The sequence below is a fragment of the Clostridium tepidiprofundi DSM 19306 genome (genome assembly GCF_001594005.1).
In the GTDB taxonomy this organism is placed as follows: domain Bacteria; phylum Bacillota; class Clostridia; order Clostridiales; family Clostridiaceae; genus Clostridium_AC; species Clostridium_AC tepidiprofundi.
The window spans coordinates 30,543-53,324 of sequence record NZ_LTBA01000012.1; the positions used below are offsets into that span (position 1 = coordinate 30,543).

Below are 22,782 nucleotides of genomic sequence, written 5' to 3' on the forward strand. Positions count from 1 at the left end.
AAAAGAGGTGAGATTAATGAGCCAAGAAGCTGCAAAAAAGATGATTGCAGAAGTTTTTAGTGAAATAGCAGATGGTGTAAAAAGTGGAAGTTTCAGTAAAAAAGTCAGAATAGGATTAACTATTTTGGGTTCTGAACACGGAATAGATGAAATGATAAAAGCAGCTGAAATTGCAAAAAGCAAGTATAATGATTTTGAAATAGTTTTGATAGGGTCTAAAGTTGATTGTGATTTCGAATTAGTAGAAGTAGAAAATGCAGAAGAAGGACATAAAAAAATGGTTGAAATGTTGGAATCAGGTGAATTAGATGGGTGTGTAACTCAACACTTTGATTTCCCAATAGGTGTTTCAACTGTTGGAAAAGTTGTAACTCCAGGAAAAGGTAGAGATATGATAATTTCGACAACTACAGGAACAACTTCAACTAATAGAGTAGAAGGTATGGTTATTAATGCTATATCAGGATTAGCTACAGCAAAGGCAATGGGAATTAAGAACCCTAAGTTGGGAATATTAAATATTGAAGGTGCTAGACAGACTGAGAGAATACTAAAAGAAATACAAGCTAATGGGTATGAGTTTGAATTTTCAAATTCACTAAGAGCTGATGGTGGAGCTGTAATGAGAGGTAATGATTTGCTTGCAGGTACACCAGATGTTATGGTGTGCGATTCGTTAACAGGAAATTTATTGATTAAGATGTTTTCATCATTTACAACAGGTGGAGGATATGAAACTGTTGGTGCTGGATATGGTCCTGGTATTGGTGAGAATTATGATAAACTTGTAAATATTGTTTCAAGAGCATCAGGTGCACCGTTGATTGCTGAAGCATTAAGATATTGTGCAACATGTGCAAAGAACAAGGTGTTATGTGTTGCAAATGAAGAATTTAAGAAGGCAAATAAGGCAGGACTAAAGGATGCTATAAATAAAGTTATTAAGAAATCACAAAACACTCAAGAGGATGAAGAAGTTAAAATGCCAGCTAAAAAGGTAGTTACATTTGCTATTCCTGGTATAGATATTTTAGAGCTAGAAAATGCTTGTAAAGTATTGTGGAAGGCTGGAATTTATTCTGAAAGCGGAATGGGATGTACTGGTCCAATAATTCTTGTTAATGAAGAAGAAGGAGAATCTGCATTAGATGTTTTAAGAAAAGCAGATTATATTGAGTAGTCAATGATGAAATAAAAACATATTTTACAGAAATATGCAGAATGAAATAAAAAATTGATTTCATTCTGCATTATTTACATAAATTAAAGTATTTATCGTATAATAATATTTAGAAATGTTTTATATATTCTTCACAAAAAAGAAGGAATTAATGATTATTTGTAGAATACATATATTCTAGCAAATAAACATAATGAAATTAGTAGGAGGGAAAAGGATGAATATCAAAAAGATTACTGCATTGCTTGCGTCTGTAGCTATGGTAGCTACAATGTTTGTTGGTTGTGGAACAACTGCGAATAAGTCTTCAGGTGGGAAAACTTCTAATATCAAAGTAGGACTTTCAACTGATGAAGGTGGTTTAAATGATAAATCATTTAACCAATCAGCTGATAAAGGTTTAAAGAAAGCTGTTAAAGATTTTGGAATTCAATATACTCCTATTGAATCTACAAGTAAAGAGGATTATATGACAAATCTTGGAGGACTTGTTGATAATGGTTCAGATTTAGTAGTTGGTGTAGGATACCAAATGCAAAAGGCATTGGAAGCTGTTGCTAAGAAAAACCCTGATACAAAATTTGTAATAGTTGATTCTGTTGTTGATTTACCAAATGTACAGTCTTATACATTTAAGCAAAATGAAGGTTCATTTTTAATGGGTGTTATTGCGGGTAAAATGACTAAAACTAATAAAGTAGGATTTATTGGTGGTAAAGATCTTCCTTTAATCAATAATTTTGAAGCTGGATTTGTAGCTGGTGTTATGGCTGTTAACCCTGAAGCTGGTAAGCTATTAGTAAGCAGAAAAACTGTAAAATATGCTGATAGTTTTGGTGATGTAAACAAAGGGTACGAGATTGCTAAGGCTCTTTATGGTGATGGTTGCGATATTATTTATCATGCAGCTGGTGGTGTAGGATTAGGATTATTCTCAGCTACAAAAGAGTTGAGAAATAATGGTAAAAATGTTTGGGCTATAGGTGTTGATATGGACCAGGCAGTTACTACAGACTATGGTGATTATTTATTATCTAGTATGGTAAAGAGAGTTGATACTGCTACTTATGAAGCGGCTAAAGAAATGGTTGATGGTACTTTCAAAGGAGGAAAAGCTATAAGCTTAGGATTAAAAGAAAAAGGTGTTGATATAGCTCCTTCTACTTCAAAGCACACTCCAAAGGATGTTTTGGATTTAGTTGAAAAATACAGAAAAGCTATTGTTGATGGTAAATTCCAAGTTCCAGCTAATCTGGAAGAGCTTAAAAAATTCACACCTCCACAAATCTAATATTGCATAAAATTACTAGCTATTAGATTAAAATTTATAATTGTCTTAATTTTGATTAAATAGTATAATAAAAGCTAGATGTTTTCATCTAGCTTTTTCTTGCGATTAGCAAAAATGACTTGTAAGGAGGAAAGTAAATGGAAAAGGTTATAGAGATGAAAGGTATAACCAAGATTTTTCCGGGTACAATAGCCAATGATAATGTGGACTTTGAGCTTTTAAAGGGCGAAACACATGTTTTGCTTGGAGAGAATGGTGCTGGAAAAACAACACTTATGAATGTGTTATATGGTTTATATCAACCGGAAAAAGGAAAAATATTTGTTAAAGGTAGAGAAGTTAAAATAACTAATCCAAATGAAGCTATAAAATTAGGTATAGGAATGGTTCACCAACATTTTATGCTTGTTCATAATTTTACTGTAACTGAAAATATTGTTTTGGGTACTGAGCCTAGAAAAGGACTTAAGCTAGATATAGCAAAAGCAAGAAAAGATGTAAAAGATATTGCGGATAAGTATGGATTTAATGTAGATCCTGATGCATTGATAGAGGATATTTCAGTAGGACAACAACAAAGAGTTGAAATATTGAAAGCTCTATATAGAGGTGCGGAAATATTGATATTAGATGAACCTACTGCAGTATTAACACCACAAGAGATTGAGGAATTGGGACAAATAATTAAGAATTTAGAGTCGGAAGGTAAATCTGTAATACTTATTACTCATAAATTAAAGGAAGTTATGAGTATGAGTGATAGGGTAACCATAATTAGAAGAGGAAAAGTTACAGGGTCTGTTAAAACAAGGGATACAAATATTGATGAATTAGCAGAGTTAATGGTTGGACGTAAAGTAAATCTTGTTGTAGAAAAGAAAGAAGCTAATATAAGAGGAGAAATTCTAAGAATTGAAAATTTAACAGCAACTGATCACAGAGGTATTAAAGCGGTAGATGATTTAAGTTTAACTGTTAATGGGGGAGAAATACTAGGAATTGCTGGTGTTGATGGAAATGGTCAAACTGAGTTAATAGAAGTATTGACTGGCCTCAGAAAGGCTAAAAATGGTAAAATAACTTTGAATGGAAAGGATATTTATGCTAAAACGCCAAGAGAGGTTATTGATTCTGGAATTGGACATATTCCTGAGGATAGACACAAAAGAGGATTGGTTTTAAAATATTCACTTTATGAAAATTCTATTCTTGGTCGTCATCATAAGGAGCCATTCAACAAAAAAGGGGTTATAGACTACAAGACTGTAAAAGAATACTGTAACCACATTATTGAGGAATTTGATGTTAGAACTCCAAATGCAGATGTATCGGCAGCGTCATTATCAGGAGGAAATCAGCAAAAGCTTATTGCTGCGAGGGAGATAATGAAGGATCCCGCTTTAATAATTGCGGCACAACCGACTAGAGGATTGGATGTAGGTGCTATTGAGTATATTCATAAAAGATTAGTTCAAGAAAGAGACAAAGGAAAAGCTGTTCTTTTGGTTTCATTGGAATTGGATGAAGTACTTGCATTATCTGATAGAATAGCAGTTATGTATGATGGAAAAATCGTGGGAGTTTTGGATAGAAAAGATGCAAATGAGCAAAAATTAGGAATATTGATGGCAGGTGGAACCCTCGATGAAATAGAGGAAGGAGCTGAAGGAATTGAGTAGCAAATCAACAAATAAACCAGATAAGAGCAAGAAAATTGAGAGCACTAATCCTATCATTGAAGGATTAAAGAGACTTGCATTGCCTTTATTTTCAGTATTTTTGTCTATGTTTATTGCAGTGTTTTTTGTTATGTGGGCTAAGCACTATTCAATAACTCAATATTTTACTGCAGTAGGAAAATTATTTAGTGTTGTTTGGGCAGGAAGTTTTGGAACTCCAAAGAGAGCTTTGAATTCACTTATTTATATTACACCACTTTTATTTACGGGTGTTGCAAATGCGGTTGCGTTTAAAACAGGATTATTCAATATTGGTGTTGCAGGTCAGTTTGTTCTTGGAATGCTTGCAGCTGCTATTGTAGGAATAATACCTGGATTAAGTCCAATAATACACATACCTTTAATAATAATTGCAGGTGCTATTGCGGGTGGATTTTGGGGTGCAATACCTGGATACTTAAAGGCTAAAATTGGTACAAATGAAGTAGTTAACACTATAATGATGAACTATATAGCGTTATATTTTGTCAATTGGGTTATACTTAGAACAGTTTTTACTGTAAAAGGTGAAGCGGCTACAGCTGTAATTCAGAAGAGCGCACAACTTACTAGATTTGCTCCTGATATGAGCAGAGCAAGTTTTGGTATATTTGTTGCACTTGCATGTGCTATTTTTATATATTGGTTACTATGGAAAACATCAATTGGTTATGAAATCAGAGCTGTTGGATTGAGTCCTTTTGCAGCAGAGTATGGTGGTATAAATATTGCTAAGAATACTGTATTAGCTATGCTTATTTCGGGAGCTATTGCGGGTATAGGCGGTGCTATGCATGTTTCAGGAACTATGCTTAGAATGAATGATATGACTTCACTTCCATCTTACGGTTTTGATGGTATAGCAGTTGCACTTTTAGCTAAAAGCAATCCAATAGGATGTATTGCGTCAGCAATATTATTTGGTGCTTTGAGAAGTAGTTCTACAACTCTTCAAATCAATGGAATACCTAAGGAAATCGTTTCTTTGATTCAAGGAGTAGTAATAATTTTTGTAGCTACAGACTATGTTTATAAATACATTGCTGAAAAGAGAAGAAAGGGGGCAATTATTAATGGATAAAATAGCTTTTATTGTAGCACTATTAGCTGCTACACTTAGATTAGCTACCCCGTTGATTTTTGCTGGACTTGGAGGAGTTTTTTCTGAAAGAGCTGGCGTTGTTAATATTGGATTAGAAGGTATGATGACTATAGGTGCTTTCTTCGCAGTTTGGGGAACACATATAACTCATGGAAATTATTTTGTAGGAATATTAGCAGCAGTTATTGCAGCAGGAACTATTGCAGCATTACATGCTTTTCTATCAATAACGCTTAGAGCAGATCAGATTATATCAGGTACAGCTATTAACTTATTTTCAACAGCATTTGCAAGCTTTTTGATATTTGTATTGTTTGAAGGAAAAGGTGGTCAAACTGACTCAGTAGGAGTTCTTCCATATTTACCAGGGGCAGTAACTAAGATGTTAAATAAAATTCCGGTAATTGGACCGCTTATCAATGGATTAAATTGGTTTGTTATTTTAGCAATAATTTTGGTATTTGTTTCGACATTTGTAATATTTAAGACTCCATTGGGACTAAGAATAAGATCGGTAGGGGAACACCCTAGTGCAGCTGATACTTTAGGTATAAGTGTATATGGAATAAGATACCTTTGTGTAATTATTTCAGGAGTATTAGCTGGACTTGGAGGAGCAACATTGGCATTGAGTACGGCAGGTATATATAAAGAAGGTATGGTTGCTGGACGTGGATTTATAGCACTCGCGGCTATGATATTTGGTAATTGGAATCCTAAAGGAACTATGTGGGCATGTCTATTGTTTGGTTTTGCAGAGGCATTCCAAATTCAAGCACAAGGATTTGGATGGCATTTGCCAACGGAACTTTATTCATCTTTGCCATATATACTAACTATGCTTGCTTTAGCAGGTTTTGTTGGAAAAACTGTTCCACCATCAGCAGATGGTGTACCATATGAAAAAGGTAAACGTTAATAAAAAAACTCAGCTTATTTGCTGAGTTTTTTTATAATGAAAAATAAGAATTTTGTGATATAATTGTGTTGAAAGCAAAAAAGAAAAAAACTTTATTCAGAGAATAGGAAACTTTATTCAGAGAATAGTAAAGGTTGAAATTGCTACGCAATTTCTTTAAGACAAGACTGCCAGTTGGTCAGTGGGCTAGTTGTTAGTTAATGATAAAATCGTTACACGATTTTTGAATGCTATATAAAAATATTTATTGATTGTGAGTATGTGGTGATTGAGTTGTAAATTTGTGCTAGTCGCCTAGCATCCTAGAATTGGAGACTAAACAGAAGTTGCCAATCACTAAAGCAGATTGTTACCTTGATAGAGATTAGAGATTGGGGATTGGAGACTGGAGACTAGAGATTAGCCCTACTACCTGATTTTAGAGCCTAGAATATATACTGAACATGAGGGTGATATTTATGAAAATGGAATTTGGACTTCATTTAACTCAACAACAAAAATTAGTTATGACTCAACAAATGCAACTTTCGGTAAAGATTTTGCAAATGTCGGCTTATGAATTAAACCAGTACATAGATAAGGAAATTTTAGAAAATCCAGTAATAGATTTTCAATGCAATGAAAGTAATAAGGAAGCATTTGATTATAAAAATTTGATTAAATATTTTGAATATAATAGAAATACATATGTTAATGAAAACAATGGAGAAGAAAAAATATCACCGTTTAATTTTATTACATTAAAAAAAACATTGAAAGAGTCTTTGAAAGAGCAGTTGCTGTATCTTAATACTGATGAAAATATGAAAAAGATTTGCGTATATGTTATTGAAAGCCTAGATGAAAGGGGTTATCTCGGCAGTACAGTTGATGAAATAGCGAGTGAACTTGGGGTGTCTGTGCAAAAAACTGAAAAGGCTATAAGTATAGTACAAGGTTTTGAGCCATGTGGTGTTGCAGCAAGAGATATAAAAGAGTGTTTAAAAATTCAACTTAAGAATAAAGGTATAATTGATGACAAAATTTATTTTATAGTTGATAATTGTTTGGAATATTTAGCTAATAATAAATATGCACAGATGGCCAAAAAACTTAATATAACCACAAAGAAAGCTCAAGAATATGGAGATATTATAAAATCACTAGAACCGAAACCATCTCGTGGATTTTATAATGGAGAAGAAACAAAATATATAGTACCGGATGCTTATATAAATAAAATAGGTGATGAGTATTATATAATTATGAATGATGATATAATTCCTAAATTAAATATTAATTCAAAATATAAGCAAATTATCAATTCATCTAAAACTGAATATGACGATGAAATTGTTGATTATGTAAAAAACAAAATAAATAGTGCTATTTTTTTAATAAAAAGTATAGAACATAGAAAAAATACACTTTATACAGTATTGCAAGAAATTATAAAAATTCAAAAAGACTATTTCGATTATGGAAGCAGTTACCTAAAACCAATGACATTAAAGGACATATCTGATGCAATAGGAATTCATGAATCGACAGTAAGTAGAGCTATAAAGGATAAATATATTCGTACAAATAACACTACTATAAAAATAAAAGATTTATTTACAGCGGGAATATATTCAAGAAATGGTGGCGAAAGCATATCAAGAACGAGCGTAAAAGGAATGATAGAAGATATTATAAACAAGGAAGATAAAAGGAAACCACTATCAGATGAAAAAATCAGCAGAATATTAAAAGAAAAAAATATGAATATTTCAAGAAGAACTGTTACGAAATATAGGGAAGAATTGGGAATCGTGTCATCAAGTAAGAGAAGAAGGTATTAGATAACTAAGATTTTTGTATAATTTTGAGCAATTTTTGAATTTTTTATTTGAAAAATTTCAAAAAAGGTTTATAATATACGTGGGAGCAAAAAATGATATGGTGGACAAACTTGTCCCACGAGGTGTTCAAATGGACGAATTGCTTAAATTTCAGAAAAAGATAGTGCCTGAATTGGTAGAGTTACTTGAACTAAGATATAACATTTTGAAAACAATTTATTATTATCAGCCTATTGGGCGAAGAATGTTATCAAGTATTCTAAATTTGGGAGAGAGATGCATAAGAAATGAAATAAAGTTTTTAAAAGAAGCAGAACTCATAAGTATAAATAATTTAGGCATGTTTATAAATCCTGAAGGCGAAGAAATAATTATTAAACTCAAGAAATTTTTATATGAGTTAAATGGATTAAGTGAACTTGAAAGTGATCTACGCAAGTATTTACATATAAAAAAGGTATTTGTTGTTCCTGGTGACTTAGATAATGATAAGACAGTTTTAAAAGATATGGGAAAAGTTGCTAGTGACTATTTAAAAACTATTTTGCGAGATGATATCGTAATTTCTATTACTGGTGGCTCTAGTGTAAGAGAAATAGCTGATAGTATGCAGAAGTGTAGCAAGTACAAAAACATATTAATACTGCCAGCTAGAGGTGGTATAGGGAGAAATGTCGATATTCAGTCAAATACCATAGCAGCAAATTTGGCTCATAAAATAAATGCTAATTATAAATTGCTTCATGTTCCAGACAATTTAAGTTATAATGCGCTTGAAGCTATATTAAAAGAAAAGAATATTGTCGATATAGTGAACAAAATAAGAAATAGTGATGTTTTGATTTTTGGTATTGGAAGAGCTGAAGAAATGGCAAAAAGAAGAGGAATGCCAGATGAATTAATCTGTGAGATATTAAGCAAAGGTGCTGTAGGTGAGGCGTTTGGACATTATTTCAACGATGAAGGTGAAATAGTATATTACACGCCGACAATTGGTATAAAAAATCAAGATACCAAGAATATAGCTATTTTGATTGCGATAGCAGGAGGTAAAAGTAAGGCTAAAGCGATAATAAGCACAGAAATAGATAGAACAGAAAGTGTTTTAATAACAGATCAGGGTGCAGCACAAGAAATTGTTAGGATAATTAAAAATAAACTAGATAATAATATAACTGAGTGATTAAAATTATTTTAAATATTTATATATAAAACAGTAACAGGAGGTAATAATATGGTAAAAGTAGGAATAAATGGTTTTGGTAGAATAGGAAGGAATGTATTTAAGGCACTTCTTAAGAAGTACAGTAATGAAATAGAAGTAGTTGCAATCAATGATTTAACTAGTCCAGCTACTTTAGCACATTTACTTAAATACGATTCACTTTATGGAAAATTTGAAGGTACAGTTGAAGCTAAAGAAAATTCAATAGTTGTTAATGGTAAAGAGATCAGAATTTATGCAGAAAGAAATCCTAAAGACTTGCCTTGGAAGGAATTAGGTGTAGACGTAGCACTTGAATGTACTGGATTATTCAGAAATAGAGAAAAGGCAGAACTTCACTTAGAAGCAGGTGCAAAAAAGGTTATAATTTCAGCTCCAGCTAAGGATGAAGATATAACAATAGTTTTAGGTGTTAATGAAGAAAAATATGATTCTTCTAAACACAATATCATTTCAAATGCATCTTGTACTACTAACTGCTTAGCACCATTTGCTAAGATTATTGATAGAGAATTTGGAATTGAAAAAGGTTTGATGACAACAATACACTCATATACAAATGACCAAAAGATATTAGATGCTCCACATTCAGATTTAAGAAGAGCTAGAGCTGCTGCAGAATCTATGATACCAACTACAACAGGAGCAGCTAAGGCTGTTGCATTAGTATTACCACAGTTAAAAGGAAGATTAAATGGTATGGCAGTAAGAGTTCCAACTCCTACAGTTTCATTAACAGACTTAGTTTGCGAAGTTTCAAAAGAAACTACTGTTGAAGAAGTAAATGCAGCTCTTAAAAAAGCAGCTGAGGGTGAATTAAAAGGAATTCTAGGATTCAGTGAAGAACCATTGGTATCTATGGATTACAGAGGAGATGAAAGATCTTCAATTGTTGATGGTTTATCTACAATGGTTTCTGGAAAATTAGTTAAAGTTGTATCTTGGTATGATAATGAATGGGGTTATTCAAATAGATTAGCTGATTTAACAAAATATATTGTTGACAGACTATAATTTTTGGGCTACAAATATAGGTAGCTAACGATTACCTAAAAGCATTAGGTTCAAATTTAACGCAACTAGCAAAAGTCTCCCATTTTCTATAAGTGGGAGATGAATGCGTAAAAGACAACTTGCTCTATTGGGAGTATTGACCAAGAAGCCTCCACTTCAACAAAGTAAGTGGAGGGTAGTTCATAAGTATTTAACTTTAAGGAGCTGGTAGTATATGAAATTTAATAAAAAAACTATTGAGGATATAGAAGTTAAAGGTAAAAAAGTTTTGGTTAGATGTGATTTTAATGTGCCAATAAAAAATGGCGTTATTACAGATGAAAATAGATTAGTTGGTGCACTTCCTACAATAAAGTATTTAATTAATGAAGGCGCAAAAGTAATATTATGTTCTCATTTAGGTAAACCAAAAGGAGAGCCAAAACCAGAATTATCGCTTTTACCTGTATCAAAGCGTTTATCAGAAATGCTTTGTAAAGAAGTAGTTTTTGCAGCTGATGATAATGTCGTTGGTGAAAATGCAATAAAAGCTGTAGAAAGTATGAAAGATGGAGATGTTGTTTTACTTCAAAATACAAGATATAGAAAAGAAGAAACAAAAAATGGAGATGAGTTTTCAAAGGATTTAGCATCTTTAGCAGAAATATATGTAAATGATGCGTTTGGTACAGCTCACAGGGCACATTGTTCTACTGTTGGAGTTACTAAATATGTAGATACTTGTGTATGTGGATATTTAATTCAGAAAGAAATTAAATTCCTAGGTGAAGCAGTAGAAAATCCTAAAAAGCCATTTGTAGCAATATTAGGTGGTGCAAAGGTTTCTGATAAAATAAATGTTATTAATAACTTGCTTGATAAGGTTGATACTTTGATTATTGGTGGAGGTATGGCATATACTTTCCTTAAAGCAAAAGGATATTCAATTGGTAAATCTTTATTAGAAGAAGATAAGATGCAATATTCTTTAGATATGATTAAAAAGGCAGAAGAAAAGGGAGTTAAATTACTTTTACCAGTTGATCATGTAGTTGGAAAGGAATTTAATGAAAATACTACACCTGTTGTAACGGAAGATGAGAATATAGGCGATGAATATATGGGATTAGATATCGGTCCTAAGACAGCTGAATTATATGAGAATGCAGTTAAAAATGCTAAGACTGTAGTATGGAATGGACCAATGGGTGTATTTGAATTTGAGAATTTTGCAAAAGGAACAATAGCTGTCGCAAAAGCATTAGCAGAATCTGATGCAACTACAGTAATAGGCGGAGGAGATAGTGCTGCAGCAGTAAATCAATTAGGATTTGGTGATAGAATGACTCATATTTCAACAGGTGGAGGAGCATCCCTTGAATTCTTAGAAGGAAAAGAACTTCCAGGCATAGCTGCTCTTAATGATAAGTAGAGTGAAAGGAAGTGTATTAAGTGAGGAAACCTATAATAGCAGGAAATTGGAAAATGAATAAAACTCCAAGTGAAGCTGCTAAATTAATAGAAGAATTAAAAGAGAAAGTTAAAGATGCTAAGTGTGAAGTTATAATATGTCCATCTTTTGTTTGCTTAGATGCAGCTATCAAAGCGGCAGATGGAACTAATATTAAAATTGGTGCTCAAAATATGTATTTCGAAGAAAATGGTGCATATACAGGAGAGATTTCACCAGTTATGCTTGGTGAAATGAATGTTGAGTATGTTATTATCGGTCATAGTGAAAGAAGACAGTATTTTAATGAAACTGATGAAACTGTTAATAAAAAGGTGAAAAAGGCATTTGAACATAATATTACTCCAATTCTATGTGTTGGAGAAACACTATATGAAAGAGAGAATAACATTACTGAAGAAATTATAGGAAAGCAAATTAAACTTGATTTAGTAGGCTTAACTAATGAACAGGTTTCAAGAATCGTAGTTGCTTATGAGCCAATATGGGCAATTGGAACAGGCAAAACTGCAACTGCTGAACAAGCAAATGAAACTATAAGCTATATTAGAAGTGTTATAAGCAAAATGTATGATTCCGAAACAGCAGAGAAAGTTAGGATATTATATGGTGGTTCAGTAAAACCAGCTACAATAAAGGGACAGATGGAACAGTCAGATATAGATGGAGGACTTGTTGGTGGAGCAAGTTTAAAAGCAGAGGATTTTGCTGCAATAGTAAATTATTAGTATATGCAATGTAGAGGGCAGGAGGGAAAATAGCATGGCAAAAAAACCTGTTTTGTTAATGATTTTAGATGGTTTAGGAATTTCGAATTATGAGGATGGTAACGCTGTAAAAACTGCTAACATGCCTAATTATGATTATTTTTACAATAATTACCCAAAGACTAGGCTAGGAGCGAGCGGATTAAGTGTTGGGCTTCCTGAGGGACAAATGGGAAATTCAGAGGTTGGTCATTTGAATATAGGAGCTGGTAGAATCATATATCAGGCTCTTACAAAAATATCAAAAGAAATTGATGAAGGTGATTTTTTCAAGAGTAAAGCTTTGAATGCTGCAGTTAATAATGCACTTGAAAATAATTCATCTATACATTTAATGGGTCTTTTATCAGATGGAGGAGTTCATTCTCATATAGAGCATTTGAAGGCATTGATTAAGTTAGCAAAGGAAAAAGGAGTCAAAAAGGTCTTTTTGCATGCATTTTTAGATGGAAGAGATGTACCTCCTAAGTCAGCTAAAAAGTATTTAGAAGAAATAGAACAATACATGAAAGAATTAGGTATAGGTGAGATAGCGACTGTTTCTGGCAGATACTACGCTATGGATAGAGATAATAGATGGGAAAGAGTTGAATTAGCGTACAATGTATTGGTTAAAGGAGAAGGTGAGACGGCTTCATCTGCTCTTGAGGCGGTAGAGAATGCTTATCATGACAATAAAACTGATGAATTTGTATTACCAACTGTTATTTTGAAAGATGGAAAAGCTACTAGTAAAATTCAAAATAAAGATTCAGTAGTATTCTTTAATTTTAGGCCAGATAGAGCAAGAGAAATAACAAGGGCATTAAATGATAAAGTATTTGATGGATTTAAAAGAGAAAGTCTTGATTTGCTCTATGTTTGCATGACGCAGTATGATAAAACAATTGAAGATGTGTTAATAGCATATCCGCCAGAAAGTTATAAAAATACTTTGGGTGAATATGTGAGTTCATTAGGTAAAAGGCAATTGAGGATTGCAGAAACTGAAAAATATGCACATGTTACATTCTTCTTCAATGGAGGTGTTGAAAAACCAAATCCAAATGAAGATAGAATACTTATAAATTCTCCAAAAGTAGCTACATATGATTTAAAACCTGAAATGAGTGCATATGAAGTTACTGAAAAGTTAATGGATAGTTTGAATAAGGATATATATGATTTGATAATACTAAATTATGCGAATCCTGATATGGTTGGACATACGGGTGTTTTTGAAGCAGCAGTTAAAGCACTTGAGGCGGTTGATGAATGTCTAGGAAAAGTTGTTAATAAAGTTTTAGAAATGGATGGAACCGTATTTATTACAGCAGATCATGGAAATTGCGAACAGATGATTGACTATTCAAATGGTAAGCCTATGACTGCACATACATCGAATGAGGTACCGTTCATTTATGTGTCTAAGGATGCAAAGAAACTTAGAGATGAAGGAATATTGGCGGATATAGCACCAACTATATTAGAAGAAATGGAATTAGAAGTACCTAAAGAAATGACAGGAAAGTCACTTATTTGTGGTTAAAAATCTATATTTCTAAATTAATATCAATGAAATATAGAATTAATATATGTATGGAGGTAATTGCATTATGAAGACTTATATTGAGATTATTGATGTTTTTGCTAGACAAATATTAGATTCAAGAGCAAACCCAACTGTTGAGGTTGAAGTTGTACTTGAGGATGGAACTGTTGGAAGAGCAGCTGTTCCTTCAGGAGCTTCTACTGGAATGTTTGAGGCAGTAGAGTTAAGAGATGAAGATAAAGCAGTATACAACGGTAAAGGTGTATTAAAAGCAGTAGATAATGTTAACAATATTATTGCTGAAGAATTAATTGGAATGAATGTACTTGATCAGGTTGCAATTGATAACACAATGATTAAACTTGACGGAACTCCTAATAAAGCTAAATTAGGAGCTAATGCTATGTTAGGTGTATCATTAGCATGTGCAAGAGCAGCTGCAGAATCTCTTGGCTTAAGCTTATACCAATACGTTGGTGGTGTAAATGCTAAAGTTTTACCTATGCCAATGATGAATATTATGAATGGTGGAAAACATGCAGATAATAATGTTGACCTACAAGAATTTATGGTTATGCCAGTTGGAGCAAAAAGTTTTGCTGAAGCTCTAAGAATGTGTGCAGAAGTATATCATGCATTAAAGAGTATTTTAAAAGAAAAAGGATTGTCAACTGGAGTTGGTGATGAAGGTGGATTTGCACCTAACCTAAATTCAAATGAAGAAGCAATATCTGTAATTGTTGAAGCTATTAAAAAAGCTAATTATGAGCCAGGTAAAGATATTTATATAGCTCTTGACCCAGCTTCATCAGAATTCTTCAATACTGAAACAAATATGTATGAATTAAAAGGAGAAGGAAAGACTTTAACTCCAGCACAAATGGTAGATTTCTATGTAGCTCTTGTTGAAAAATATCCTATCATTTCAATTGAAGATGGTATGGCAGAAGAAGATTGGGATGGATGGAAGATAATGACTGAAAAATTAGGAAGCAAAATACAGCTTGTTGGTGATGATTTATTCGTTACTAATACTGAAAGATTATCAAGAGGTATAAAAGCTAAGACTGCAAACTCTATATTAATAAAACTTAACCAGATAGGTACATTAACAGAAACTTTAAATGCAATCGAAATGGCTGAAAGAGCTGGATATACTGCAGTAATTTCACACAGATCTGGTGAAACTGAGGATACTACAATAGCAGATTTAGTTGTTGCTGTAAATGCAGGTCAAATCAAAACTGGTGCACCATCAAGATCTGAAAGAGTAGCAAAATACAATCAATTGTTAAGAATCGAAGAAGAATTAGGAGAAATTGCTGAATATAGAGGAATGAACACTTTCTATAACATCAAGAAATAATACAGTTTTACCAAAAGGAGAAGATATTTTAAATTTTCTCCTTTTTTAGAGTATATTATTTTTCCCTTAACGTTGTAAATTATAATTTAGTGTGCTAAAATAAGCTTATAATTTACAAAGAATTAAAAAATAGGAGGGGACAGAATGAGAACATTTTTAGTTGTTTTATTAGTTATTGTTTCTTTAACAATGATAGTTGCAATAATGCTTCAACCGACAAAGTCTGATGGTATAAATAGTTTGATTTCTGGTGGAAATCAAAATTATTTTGCAAAAAATAGAATCAAAACCAGAGAAACTATGTTGGCAAGAATAACTGTAGTTACATCTGTATTATTTGCGATTATTGTTATGGCAATTAATTTGATGTAGTAATGTAGTAATAGGGAGGCACGGTAAAATTGAATACAGAGTTTTTGATTTTAATTTCAGGGCTTATAGCTCTATTTTTTGCTTTCATGTTAACTAAGGGCATAATTAAATCAGATGAAGGCAATGATAGAATGAAGGAAATTTCGGGTTATATTCATAATGGTGCTATGGCATTTTTAAAAAGAGAGTATAATTATTTATCTATTTTTATTTTAATAGTCGCAGTTGTTATAGTGTTTTTTATTAACTGGCAGACTTCTATTTGTTTTATTAGTGGAGCAGTTTTATCTATTTTAGCTGGATATTTTGGTATGCATGTAGCAACGAAATCCAATGTAAGAACAGCAGAAGCAGCTAGACATGGTCAAGACAAAGCGCTTCAAATTGCTTTTTCGGGCGGAGCAGTTATGGGGTTGTGTGTTGTTGGGCTTGGAATATTAGGTTTAGGTGCTTTTTATATTTTGTTTGGAGATAATATAATTTATCTAACAGGTTTTGGACTTGGAGCTAGCTCTATTGCACTATTTGCAAGAGTTGGTGGAGGAATTTATACAAAGGCAGCAGATGTCGGGGCAGATTTGGTTGGAAAAGTTGAAGCTGGTATTCCAGAAGATGATCCAAGGAATCCTGCTGTTATTGCAGATAACGTTGGTGATAATGTTGGTGATGTAGCTGGTATGGGAGCTGACTTGTTTGAATCATATGTAGGTTCAATAATTTCTTCTCTTACACTGGGTACATTTTTGGTGAGTAAATTTGGCAATAAGTATCCAAATAATGAACCAGTACTGTTTCCGATTTTATTAGCATCGATTGGTATCATAGCGTCTGTAATAGGTATATTGTTTGCAAGAAAAAGCAAAAACTCAAATCCGCAAGCAGCTTTGAATAATGGAACATATATTGGAGGAATAATTGTTATTATTTCATCTGCTATTTTAAGCAAAGTTATGTTTGGAGATTTTAAAGCTTTTATATCAATTGTTACAGGTCTTGTTATTGGTATGTTAATTGGCAAGATAACAGAGATGTTTACATCTGCAGATTATAAGCATGTAAAAAAGATAGCTGAACATACTCAAAGTGGTGCAGCAACCACAATAATTTCAGGGCTTTCTGTTGGTATGAAGTCTACTATGTTGCCTATAATATTTATTGCTTTCGGAATAATAATTTCTTTTTATGTTATGGGTGGAGCTACTAATCCATCATTGGGATTATATGGTATATCATTGGCAGCTGTTGGAATGCTTTCTACAACAGGATTAACTGTGGCTGTTGATGCTTATGGTCCTATTGCAGATAATGCTGGAGGAATTGCAGAAATGTCTCATTTACCAGCTAGCGTAAGAGAGATTACAGATAAGTTGGATTCGGTTGGAAATACTACTGCTGCGATAGGAAAAGGATTTGCGATAGGTTCTGCTGCACTTACTGCGTTAGCGCTTTTTGCTTCCTATGCACAAGCTACTAAAATACAATCAATCGATTTGCTTAAACCAGTGACATTGGTTGGATTATTGATTGGTGCTATGTTGCCGTTTTTATTTGGAGCACTTACAATGGATTCAGTTGGAAAAGCAGCAAATGAAATGATTGATGAAGTGAGAAGACAATTTAAGGAAAAGCCAGGTATAATGGCTGGTAAAGAAACTCCAGATTATGCTAAATGTGTTGATATTTCTACTGCAGCAGCATTAAGAGAGATGATGCTTCCGGGTATATTAGCTATCGTTGTGCCTATATCTATTGGGTTATTATTAGGTGCAGAAGCTTTAGGAGGACTTATTGCAGGAGCAGTGTCTTCAGGTGTATTAATGGCGATTTTGATGTCTAATTCAGGTGGAGCATGGGATAATGCTAAAAAGTATATTGAGGTAGGTAATTATGGAGGAAAAGGTAGTGAATCACATAAAGCAGGAGTCGTAGGTGATACCGTAGGTGACCCACTAAAAGATACTTCTGGTCCTTCTATGAATATTTTGATAAAACTTATGACTATTGTATCATTAGTGTTCTCAGGAGTTATATATCAATATGGTGGAATAATACTTAAGTTTTTTCAATAATAGAATAGTGTACTTTATGATGCAGATTGTTTAAAATCTGCATTTCTTTTTTTATTGATTAAGTGTATAATTTAAGTATGTGAGATAATTTTTAATTAAGGGGTGAGTGCATGGCAGAGTTTGAATCTAAGCTAAAAAGCGATGAAATGGATTTTTTATTTGATGCAGTTTTAAGCTTAAAGAATAAAGAAGAATGTTATAGGTTTTTTGAAGATATATGTACTATAAATGAAATATATGCTTTAAAGCAAAGATTACAGGTTGCAAGAATGCTTATGCAGAAAAAAACATATTTAGATATTGCTAGTACAACTGGGGCTAGTACTGCAACTATAAGCAGAGTGAATAGAGCTTTAAATTATGGCAATAATGGATATAAAATGGTCTTTGAGAGAATTGACTGGAAAGATAAATAGTGTTTATGTTAAAATACGAGCTACTCTTAAGAGCACTCTTAAGAGCAGCTTATTGTATTTGATGTAATAGATATTATTTATTGCATACAAGAATATAATAATCTTGACTGTCTTCTGAATAAATTACTTCAAATCCATGGCTTTTAACTAAATCTTCAAGCATATGTATTGGTTGAAGTTTATCTGAGTTTATGCTAGATTCTATTCCATTATGTATGCTGTTTATTTTTTCTTTACTTTCAATGTGAGCTATAACAAATTTACCATTATTTGACAAGAGTCCATTAACTTTTTTAAAAAAAGCTTTCTTATCTTTAAAATGAGGATAGCATGAGTAAGCTATTACATAATCATATGATATTTCTGTCTTAAATTGATAAAAATCATTCACAACAAAATTTATATTTTTATATAAGTCTTTATATTTTTCTTTAGAAATTTTTATCATATTTTCTGCAAAATCAAGAGCAGTAATTTTACCGTTAGGGCCTATTTTTTCTTCTATGTATGGCAGAATAACTCCTGTACCACTTCCTAAATCCAATACAGAATTGCCTTTGTGTATATTAATTTTATCCATAACATATCTAATTTTCTCTTCAGGATGTGTACAGATTTCATCCCATTTGTGAGCTAAATCGTTAAAATATTGTTTATCTTTCATAGGCTACCTCCTAGACTCAAATAGCGAACTTTTGTTTAATGCTTTTATTATCAAAGGAATAAGAAGTAACTGTATTATTATACCTGGTAAACCTTTTAAAAATAATCCTGATAATAATATGGATAATTTGAATTGTTTACCCATGAAAAGGTGAATAATAAAATATACGCCAATAATATTTACAATTCTTCCTATAAGCATAGAGGATATCAAAGATGGATACAAACCTAGTTTTATTTTGTTATATAGTAGTGATGTGAAAAATCCATAAGCTGCAAGTTCAAATATCATAACGAATACAAAAGGGAAAGGTGGCATTCCGGTGAATAAATGGCTTAACAGTGGTGATAATATACCTACAGATACTGCATAAGCTGGAGATAGTATGAAACCTCCAATTAAAACGGGAATGTGCATTGGAAGAAATATTGAACCTGCGTTCTTTATTGTGTGAAAAAAGAGAGGGAGTATGATTCCGATAGCTATTAAAACAGCTGCTCTTACCATTTCATTCAAATTAGTTTTGAGATTCTTTTGCATAATAGTGTCCTCCTTTATTATTATATGCTTCATTAAATCTATAATAGCAAATATTATGCCAAATTACACAATGTGAATATTACAAGCTTAGTAATAGTAATAAACTAATAATTATATATGTATTCTCAAAATGAAACATTTTATGTATCATTTTGAGAATAAGAAAACAATATTTGATATACAAACAATTGTTCATTAATAATGGCAATATCAAAGCACAATGTGATATAATTACTTAATAAAACAATGATTTTATATAGGGTAGTTTCGATTTAAGGAGTGATTAAATGGATTTAAAAAAGCTTTTAAATGAGCAGCAATATGAAGCAGCGACTACGATTGAAGGACCTTTACTTATATTAGCTGGAGCAGGTTCGGGAAAAACAAGAGTACTTACATATAGAATAGCACATATGATAAAGGATTTAGGAATTTATCCTTCACAGATTTTAGCCATTACATTTACTAACAAAGCAGCAGGGGAGATGAAAGATAGAATTCGTAATCTTGTAGGTGATGAAGTTGATAACATGTGGATTTCAACATTTCACTCATGCTGCGTTAGGATATTAAGACGTGAGATAGACAAATTAGGATATAATAAAAACTTTACTATATATGATTCTTATGATCAAAAGACATTGATAAAGCAATGTATGAAAGAATTAAATGTTAATGACAAGGACATAACAGATAGAGAGATAATCAATAAAATATCTGATTCTAAAAACAACTTAATAAGTGCAGAAGAATATAAAAAGAAAAATGAACATGATTTTAGAAAGAATAAAATTGCAGATGTTTATTTATTGTATCAAAAAAAATTAAAATCAAATAATGCTCTTGATTTTGATGATTTGATATATAAAACTGTTATGCTGTTTAAAAAGCATAATGATGTATTAGAATTTTATCAAAGAAAATTCAAATACATAATGGTGGATGAATATCAAGATACAAATGAATGTCAATATCAGTTTGTTAAGCTTCTTGCTGATGCAAATAAGAATATTTTTGTGGTTGGAGACGACGACCAATGTTTACCAGAAGGAACTCTTATTAGAACAAAATTAGGAGCTGTGAACATAGAAGAATTAAGAGAAAATGATAGAATATTATGTGCATCAGGTAATGGAGAAGTAAGCGAAGGAAGTATAGATAAAGTAATAAAAAAAGAATATAAAGGAATGTTTATTAGAATAAAAACTAGAAGTGGAAAGACTATAAAAGCAACACCTAATCACATTACATTTGCTAGAATTAATGATGATTTATCTTCATATAAAGAATATACACGTCACTTTGCAAATGCAGTTAATTTAAACTTTTTCTCTGGTGAAAAAGAAGAAGGAAGTCAACACTACTCACACAGAATAGAATTAATAACATCAGAAGAGGATGAAAAATTAAAGGCTATAGAGGCTGGATTTTCTGTAAAAAAAGAAAATATAAATAGTTGGAGAATAGAAACTGAAAGAGTATTGTATGATGAAGCTGAAAAATATGGAAAAAGAATAATTCAAATAAATGATGATTTAGAAATTGTAAGAAAAGCTAAATTGACAAAACACAATAGTTACTATTTCATGCCTATTGGGAGTTTAAAGCAAGGTATGATTGTAACGGTGTTTGATAATAATGAAATTGTTGAAGATGTTGTTGAAAGTGTGGATATAGAAGAATATAAAGGATATGTATATGATTTATCAGTTCCAGATTTTAGACAGTATATAGCTAATGATGTTATAGTGCATAACTGTATTTATGAGTGGAGAGGAGCTAACATAAGAAATATTCTGGATTTTGAGAAGGATTTTCCTGATACTAGGGTTATTAAGCTAGAACAAAATTATAGGTCTAAAGGAACTATTTTAGAAGCAGCAAATCAAGTTATAAAGAATAATGTCAATAGGAAAGGTAAAACTCTAAGAACGGAAAAAGATAATGGTGATAAGATTAAAATATATAGAGCAAGTACAGATAAAGATGAAGCTGCATTTGTAGCTTCAGAAATGAAACGATTAATAAAAGAAGAGGGAAGAATGTACAAAGACTTTGCTGTGCTTTATAGAATGAATTCTCAATCACGTTCTATCGAAGAGGCTTTCAGAAAAAATGATATTCCTTACAGGATAATAGGAGGCCTTAAGTTCTACGACAGAAAAGAAATAAAGGATATAATGGCATACTTAAAGCTTATTTGCAATCCATATGATGATGTAAGTCTTCAAAGGATAATTAATGAGCCTAAGAGAAGCATAGGGAAAACAACATTATCAAAGGTAATTGACTTTGCAGCACAGACTGAGGAGAGCATTTACAATGTTTTATTAGATGTTGGATTTATTCCGGGATTGAGTGCTAGAAATGTTACATCTATAAATAAATTTACTACTTTAATAAATGAGTTTATGGAATTAAAAGAGGAATTAACAGTATCTGAAATGATAAGAAAAATAATTGATGAAACAGGCTATATGAAAGCACTTGAGAAAAATAAAGATACTGAAAGTGAAAGCAGAATAGAAAACTTAAAAGAGCTTGTGTCTGAAGCTGTTGAATTTGAGATGAATTCTGAGGATAAATCAGTTGAAGCATTTCTGGAAAATAAAACACTGGTTACAGATATGGACAATTATGATGAGAATGCTGATGCAGCTGTCATGATGACCATACATAGTGCTAAGGGACTTGAATTTCCAGTAGTATTTATGGTAGGCATGGAAAATGGTATTTTTCCAAGCGAAATTACTCTTAGCAGCAATACGGAAATGGAAGAAGCTAGAAGATTGTGCTATGTTGCTATAACTAGAGCAGAAGAAAAACTGTATATGACGTCAGCAGAGCAAAGAATGGTATTTGGAAGAATGGTATTTTATTCACCATCAGATTTTATCGATGAAATACCTCCTAAATTAAAGGAGTTTATTAACAATAGAGGGTTAAATAGAGTATTTAATAGTTCAAGAAATTCTAGCCAGTTTAGTAATTCTAGTTCATTTAAGAATTCAAATATATGGAATAAAATGAATACCACAAACACTTTTAATACTAGTGTTGCAAATGCTATAAATAATAATAATACAAAATTGAGCAAAGAAGAGGCAGTAGTGGGTAGAAAAGTTAAGCACAAAAAATTTGGGGTAGGTACTATTGTTAATGTATCTGGTAATGGGAATGATATTATAATTACAGTTGCATTTGATAATATGGGTATAAAAAAGTTGATGATTGATTCAGCACCACTTGAATCGTGTTGATAATTATGTGTGCTAATTAGGCATTTTCAAAAAAATAACTAGTCAGTATGCTAGTCTATTTTGCGAACTACTTCA

The 22,782-nt window shown here is 32.0% G+C and carries 18 protein-coding genes and 2 pseudogenes; 18 read left to right on the forward strand and 2 right to left on the reverse strand.

From position 1 onward, the window contains the following. Positions 1-16 precede the first annotated feature (16 nt). From grdD to CLTEP_RS06850, 15 genes are all read left to right on the forward strand, one after another. Positions 17-1,180, forward strand: coding sequence for a glycine/sarcosine/betaine reductase complex component C subunit alpha (grdD, locus tag CLTEP_RS06780; protein WP_066824488.1), 1,164 nt, complete (start codon positions 17-19; stop codon positions 1,178-1,180). A 217-nt stretch (positions 1,181-1,397) separates the two neighbouring features. After that, positions 1,398-2,471, forward strand: a complete 1,074-nt coding sequence (locus tag CLTEP_RS06785) for a BMP family lipoprotein (protein ID WP_066824490.1) — start codon at positions 1,398-1,400, stop codon at positions 2,469-2,471. 137 nt (positions 2,472-2,608) lie between these two features. Then, complete coding sequence (locus tag CLTEP_RS06790) at positions 2,609-4,150, forward strand: ABC transporter ATP-binding protein (RefSeq protein ID WP_066824492.1); 1,542 nt, start codon at positions 2,609-2,611, stop codon at positions 4,148-4,150. Continuing rightward, positions 4,143-5,270: an ABC transporter permease gene (locus tag CLTEP_RS06795; protein WP_066824493.1), complete on the forward strand. Its 1,128-nt coding sequence runs from the start codon at positions 4,143-4,145 to the stop codon at positions 5,268-5,270. Before CLTEP_RS06790 ends, CLTEP_RS06795 begins: the two co-directional genes overlap by 8 nt. Next, positions 5,263-6,210 (forward strand): ABC transporter permease, encoded by a 948-nt coding sequence (locus CLTEP_RS06800; RefSeq protein WP_066824495.1) that lies wholly within the window; start codon positions 5,263-5,265, stop codon positions 6,208-6,210. The genes CLTEP_RS06795 and CLTEP_RS06800 overlap by 8 nt, the downstream gene beginning before the upstream one ends. Positions 6,211-6,674: 464 nt before the next feature. Beyond that, on the forward strand, positions 6,675-8,033 hold the full coding sequence (gene rpoN, locus CLTEP_RS06805; protein ID WP_201786599.1) for an RNA polymerase factor sigma-54: 1,359 nt from the start codon (positions 6,675-6,677) through the stop codon (positions 8,031-8,033). A 130-nt stretch (positions 8,034-8,163) separates the two neighbouring features. After that, entirely contained in the window at positions 8,164-9,216 is a 1,053-nt protein-coding gene (locus CLTEP_RS06810; protein ID WP_066824598.1) for a sugar-binding transcriptional regulator, read from the forward strand. Between the two features lie 51 nt (positions 9,217-9,267). Further along, complete coding sequence (gap, locus tag CLTEP_RS06815; RefSeq protein ID WP_066824502.1) at positions 9,268-10,272, forward strand: type I glyceraldehyde-3-phosphate dehydrogenase; 1,005 nt, start codon at positions 9,268-9,270, stop codon at positions 10,270-10,272. Between the two features lie 214 nt (positions 10,273-10,486). Further along, positions 10,487-11,683, forward strand: coding sequence for a phosphoglycerate kinase (locus tag CLTEP_RS06820; protein WP_066824505.1), 1,197 nt, complete (start codon positions 10,487-10,489; stop codon positions 11,681-11,683). Positions 11,684-11,703: 20 nt separating this feature from the next. Continuing rightward, complete coding sequence (tpiA, locus tag CLTEP_RS06825; RefSeq protein ID WP_066824508.1) at positions 11,704-12,450, forward strand: triose-phosphate isomerase; 747 nt, start codon at positions 11,704-11,706, stop codon at positions 12,448-12,450. Positions 12,451-12,484: 34 nt separating this feature from the next. Next, positions 12,485-14,017, forward strand: coding sequence for a 2,3-bisphosphoglycerate-independent phosphoglycerate mutase (gpmI, locus tag CLTEP_RS06830; protein ID WP_066824510.1), 1,533 nt, complete (start codon positions 12,485-12,487; stop codon positions 14,015-14,017). Between the two features lie 67 nt (positions 14,018-14,084). Then, entirely contained in the window at positions 14,085-15,386 is a 1,302-nt protein-coding gene (eno, locus tag CLTEP_RS06835; RefSeq protein ID WP_066824513.1) for a phosphopyruvate hydratase, read from the forward strand. A gap of 144 nt (positions 15,387-15,530) precedes the next feature. After that, entirely contained in the window at positions 15,531-15,758 is a 228-nt protein-coding gene (gene secG / locus CLTEP_RS06840; RefSeq protein WP_066824515.1) for a preprotein translocase subunit SecG, read from the forward strand. Between the two features lie 29 nt (positions 15,759-15,787). Further along, positions 15,788-17,827, forward strand: coding sequence for a sodium-translocating pyrophosphatase (locus CLTEP_RS06845; protein ID WP_066824517.1), 2,040 nt, complete (start codon positions 15,788-15,790; stop codon positions 17,825-17,827). Between the two features lie 110 nt (positions 17,828-17,937). Then, the gene (locus tag CLTEP_RS06850; RefSeq protein WP_066824519.1) at positions 17,938-18,243 is read left to right on the forward strand and encodes a YerC/YecD family TrpR-related protein; all 306 of its coding nucleotides are present in this window, start codon (positions 17,938-17,940) and stop codon (positions 18,241-18,243) included. Between the two features lie 73 nt (positions 18,244-18,316). Here CLTEP_RS06850 and CLTEP_RS06855 read toward each other — a convergent pair whose 3' ends face one another. Together CLTEP_RS06855 and CLTEP_RS06860 are read right to left on the reverse strand one after the other, a co-directional pair. After that, the gene (locus CLTEP_RS06855; protein WP_066824521.1) at positions 18,317-18,907 is read right to left on the reverse strand and encodes a class I SAM-dependent methyltransferase; all 591 of its coding nucleotides are present in this window, start codon (positions 18,905-18,907) and stop codon (positions 18,317-18,319) included. 3 nt (positions 18,908-18,910) lie between these two features. Further along, positions 18,911-19,447 carry an ECF transporter S component gene (locus CLTEP_RS06860; RefSeq protein WP_066824524.1) on the reverse strand — a complete coding sequence of 179 codons (537 nt, stop codon included), beginning with the start codon at positions 19,445-19,447 and terminating at the stop codon, positions 18,911-18,913. Positions 19,448-19,734: 287 nt separating this feature from the next. Here CLTEP_RS06860 and CLTEP_RS15535 point away from each other — a divergent pair. From CLTEP_RS15535 to CLTEP_RS15545, 3 genes and pseudogenes are all read left to right on the forward strand, one after another. Then, a pseudogene (locus CLTEP_RS15535) lies at positions 19,735-21,192 on the forward strand (UvrD-helicase domain-containing protein); the annotation flags it as partial. A 147-nt stretch (positions 21,193-21,339) separates the two neighbouring features. Further along, a pseudogene (locus tag CLTEP_RS15540) lies at positions 21,340-22,233 on the forward strand (ATP-dependent helicase); the annotation flags it as partial. Positions 22,234-22,473: 240 nt separating this feature from the next. Further along, entirely contained in the window at positions 22,474-22,707 is a 234-nt protein-coding gene (locus CLTEP_RS15545; protein WP_341372116.1) for a hypothetical protein, read from the forward strand. Positions 22,708-22,782 lie beyond the last annotated feature (75 nt).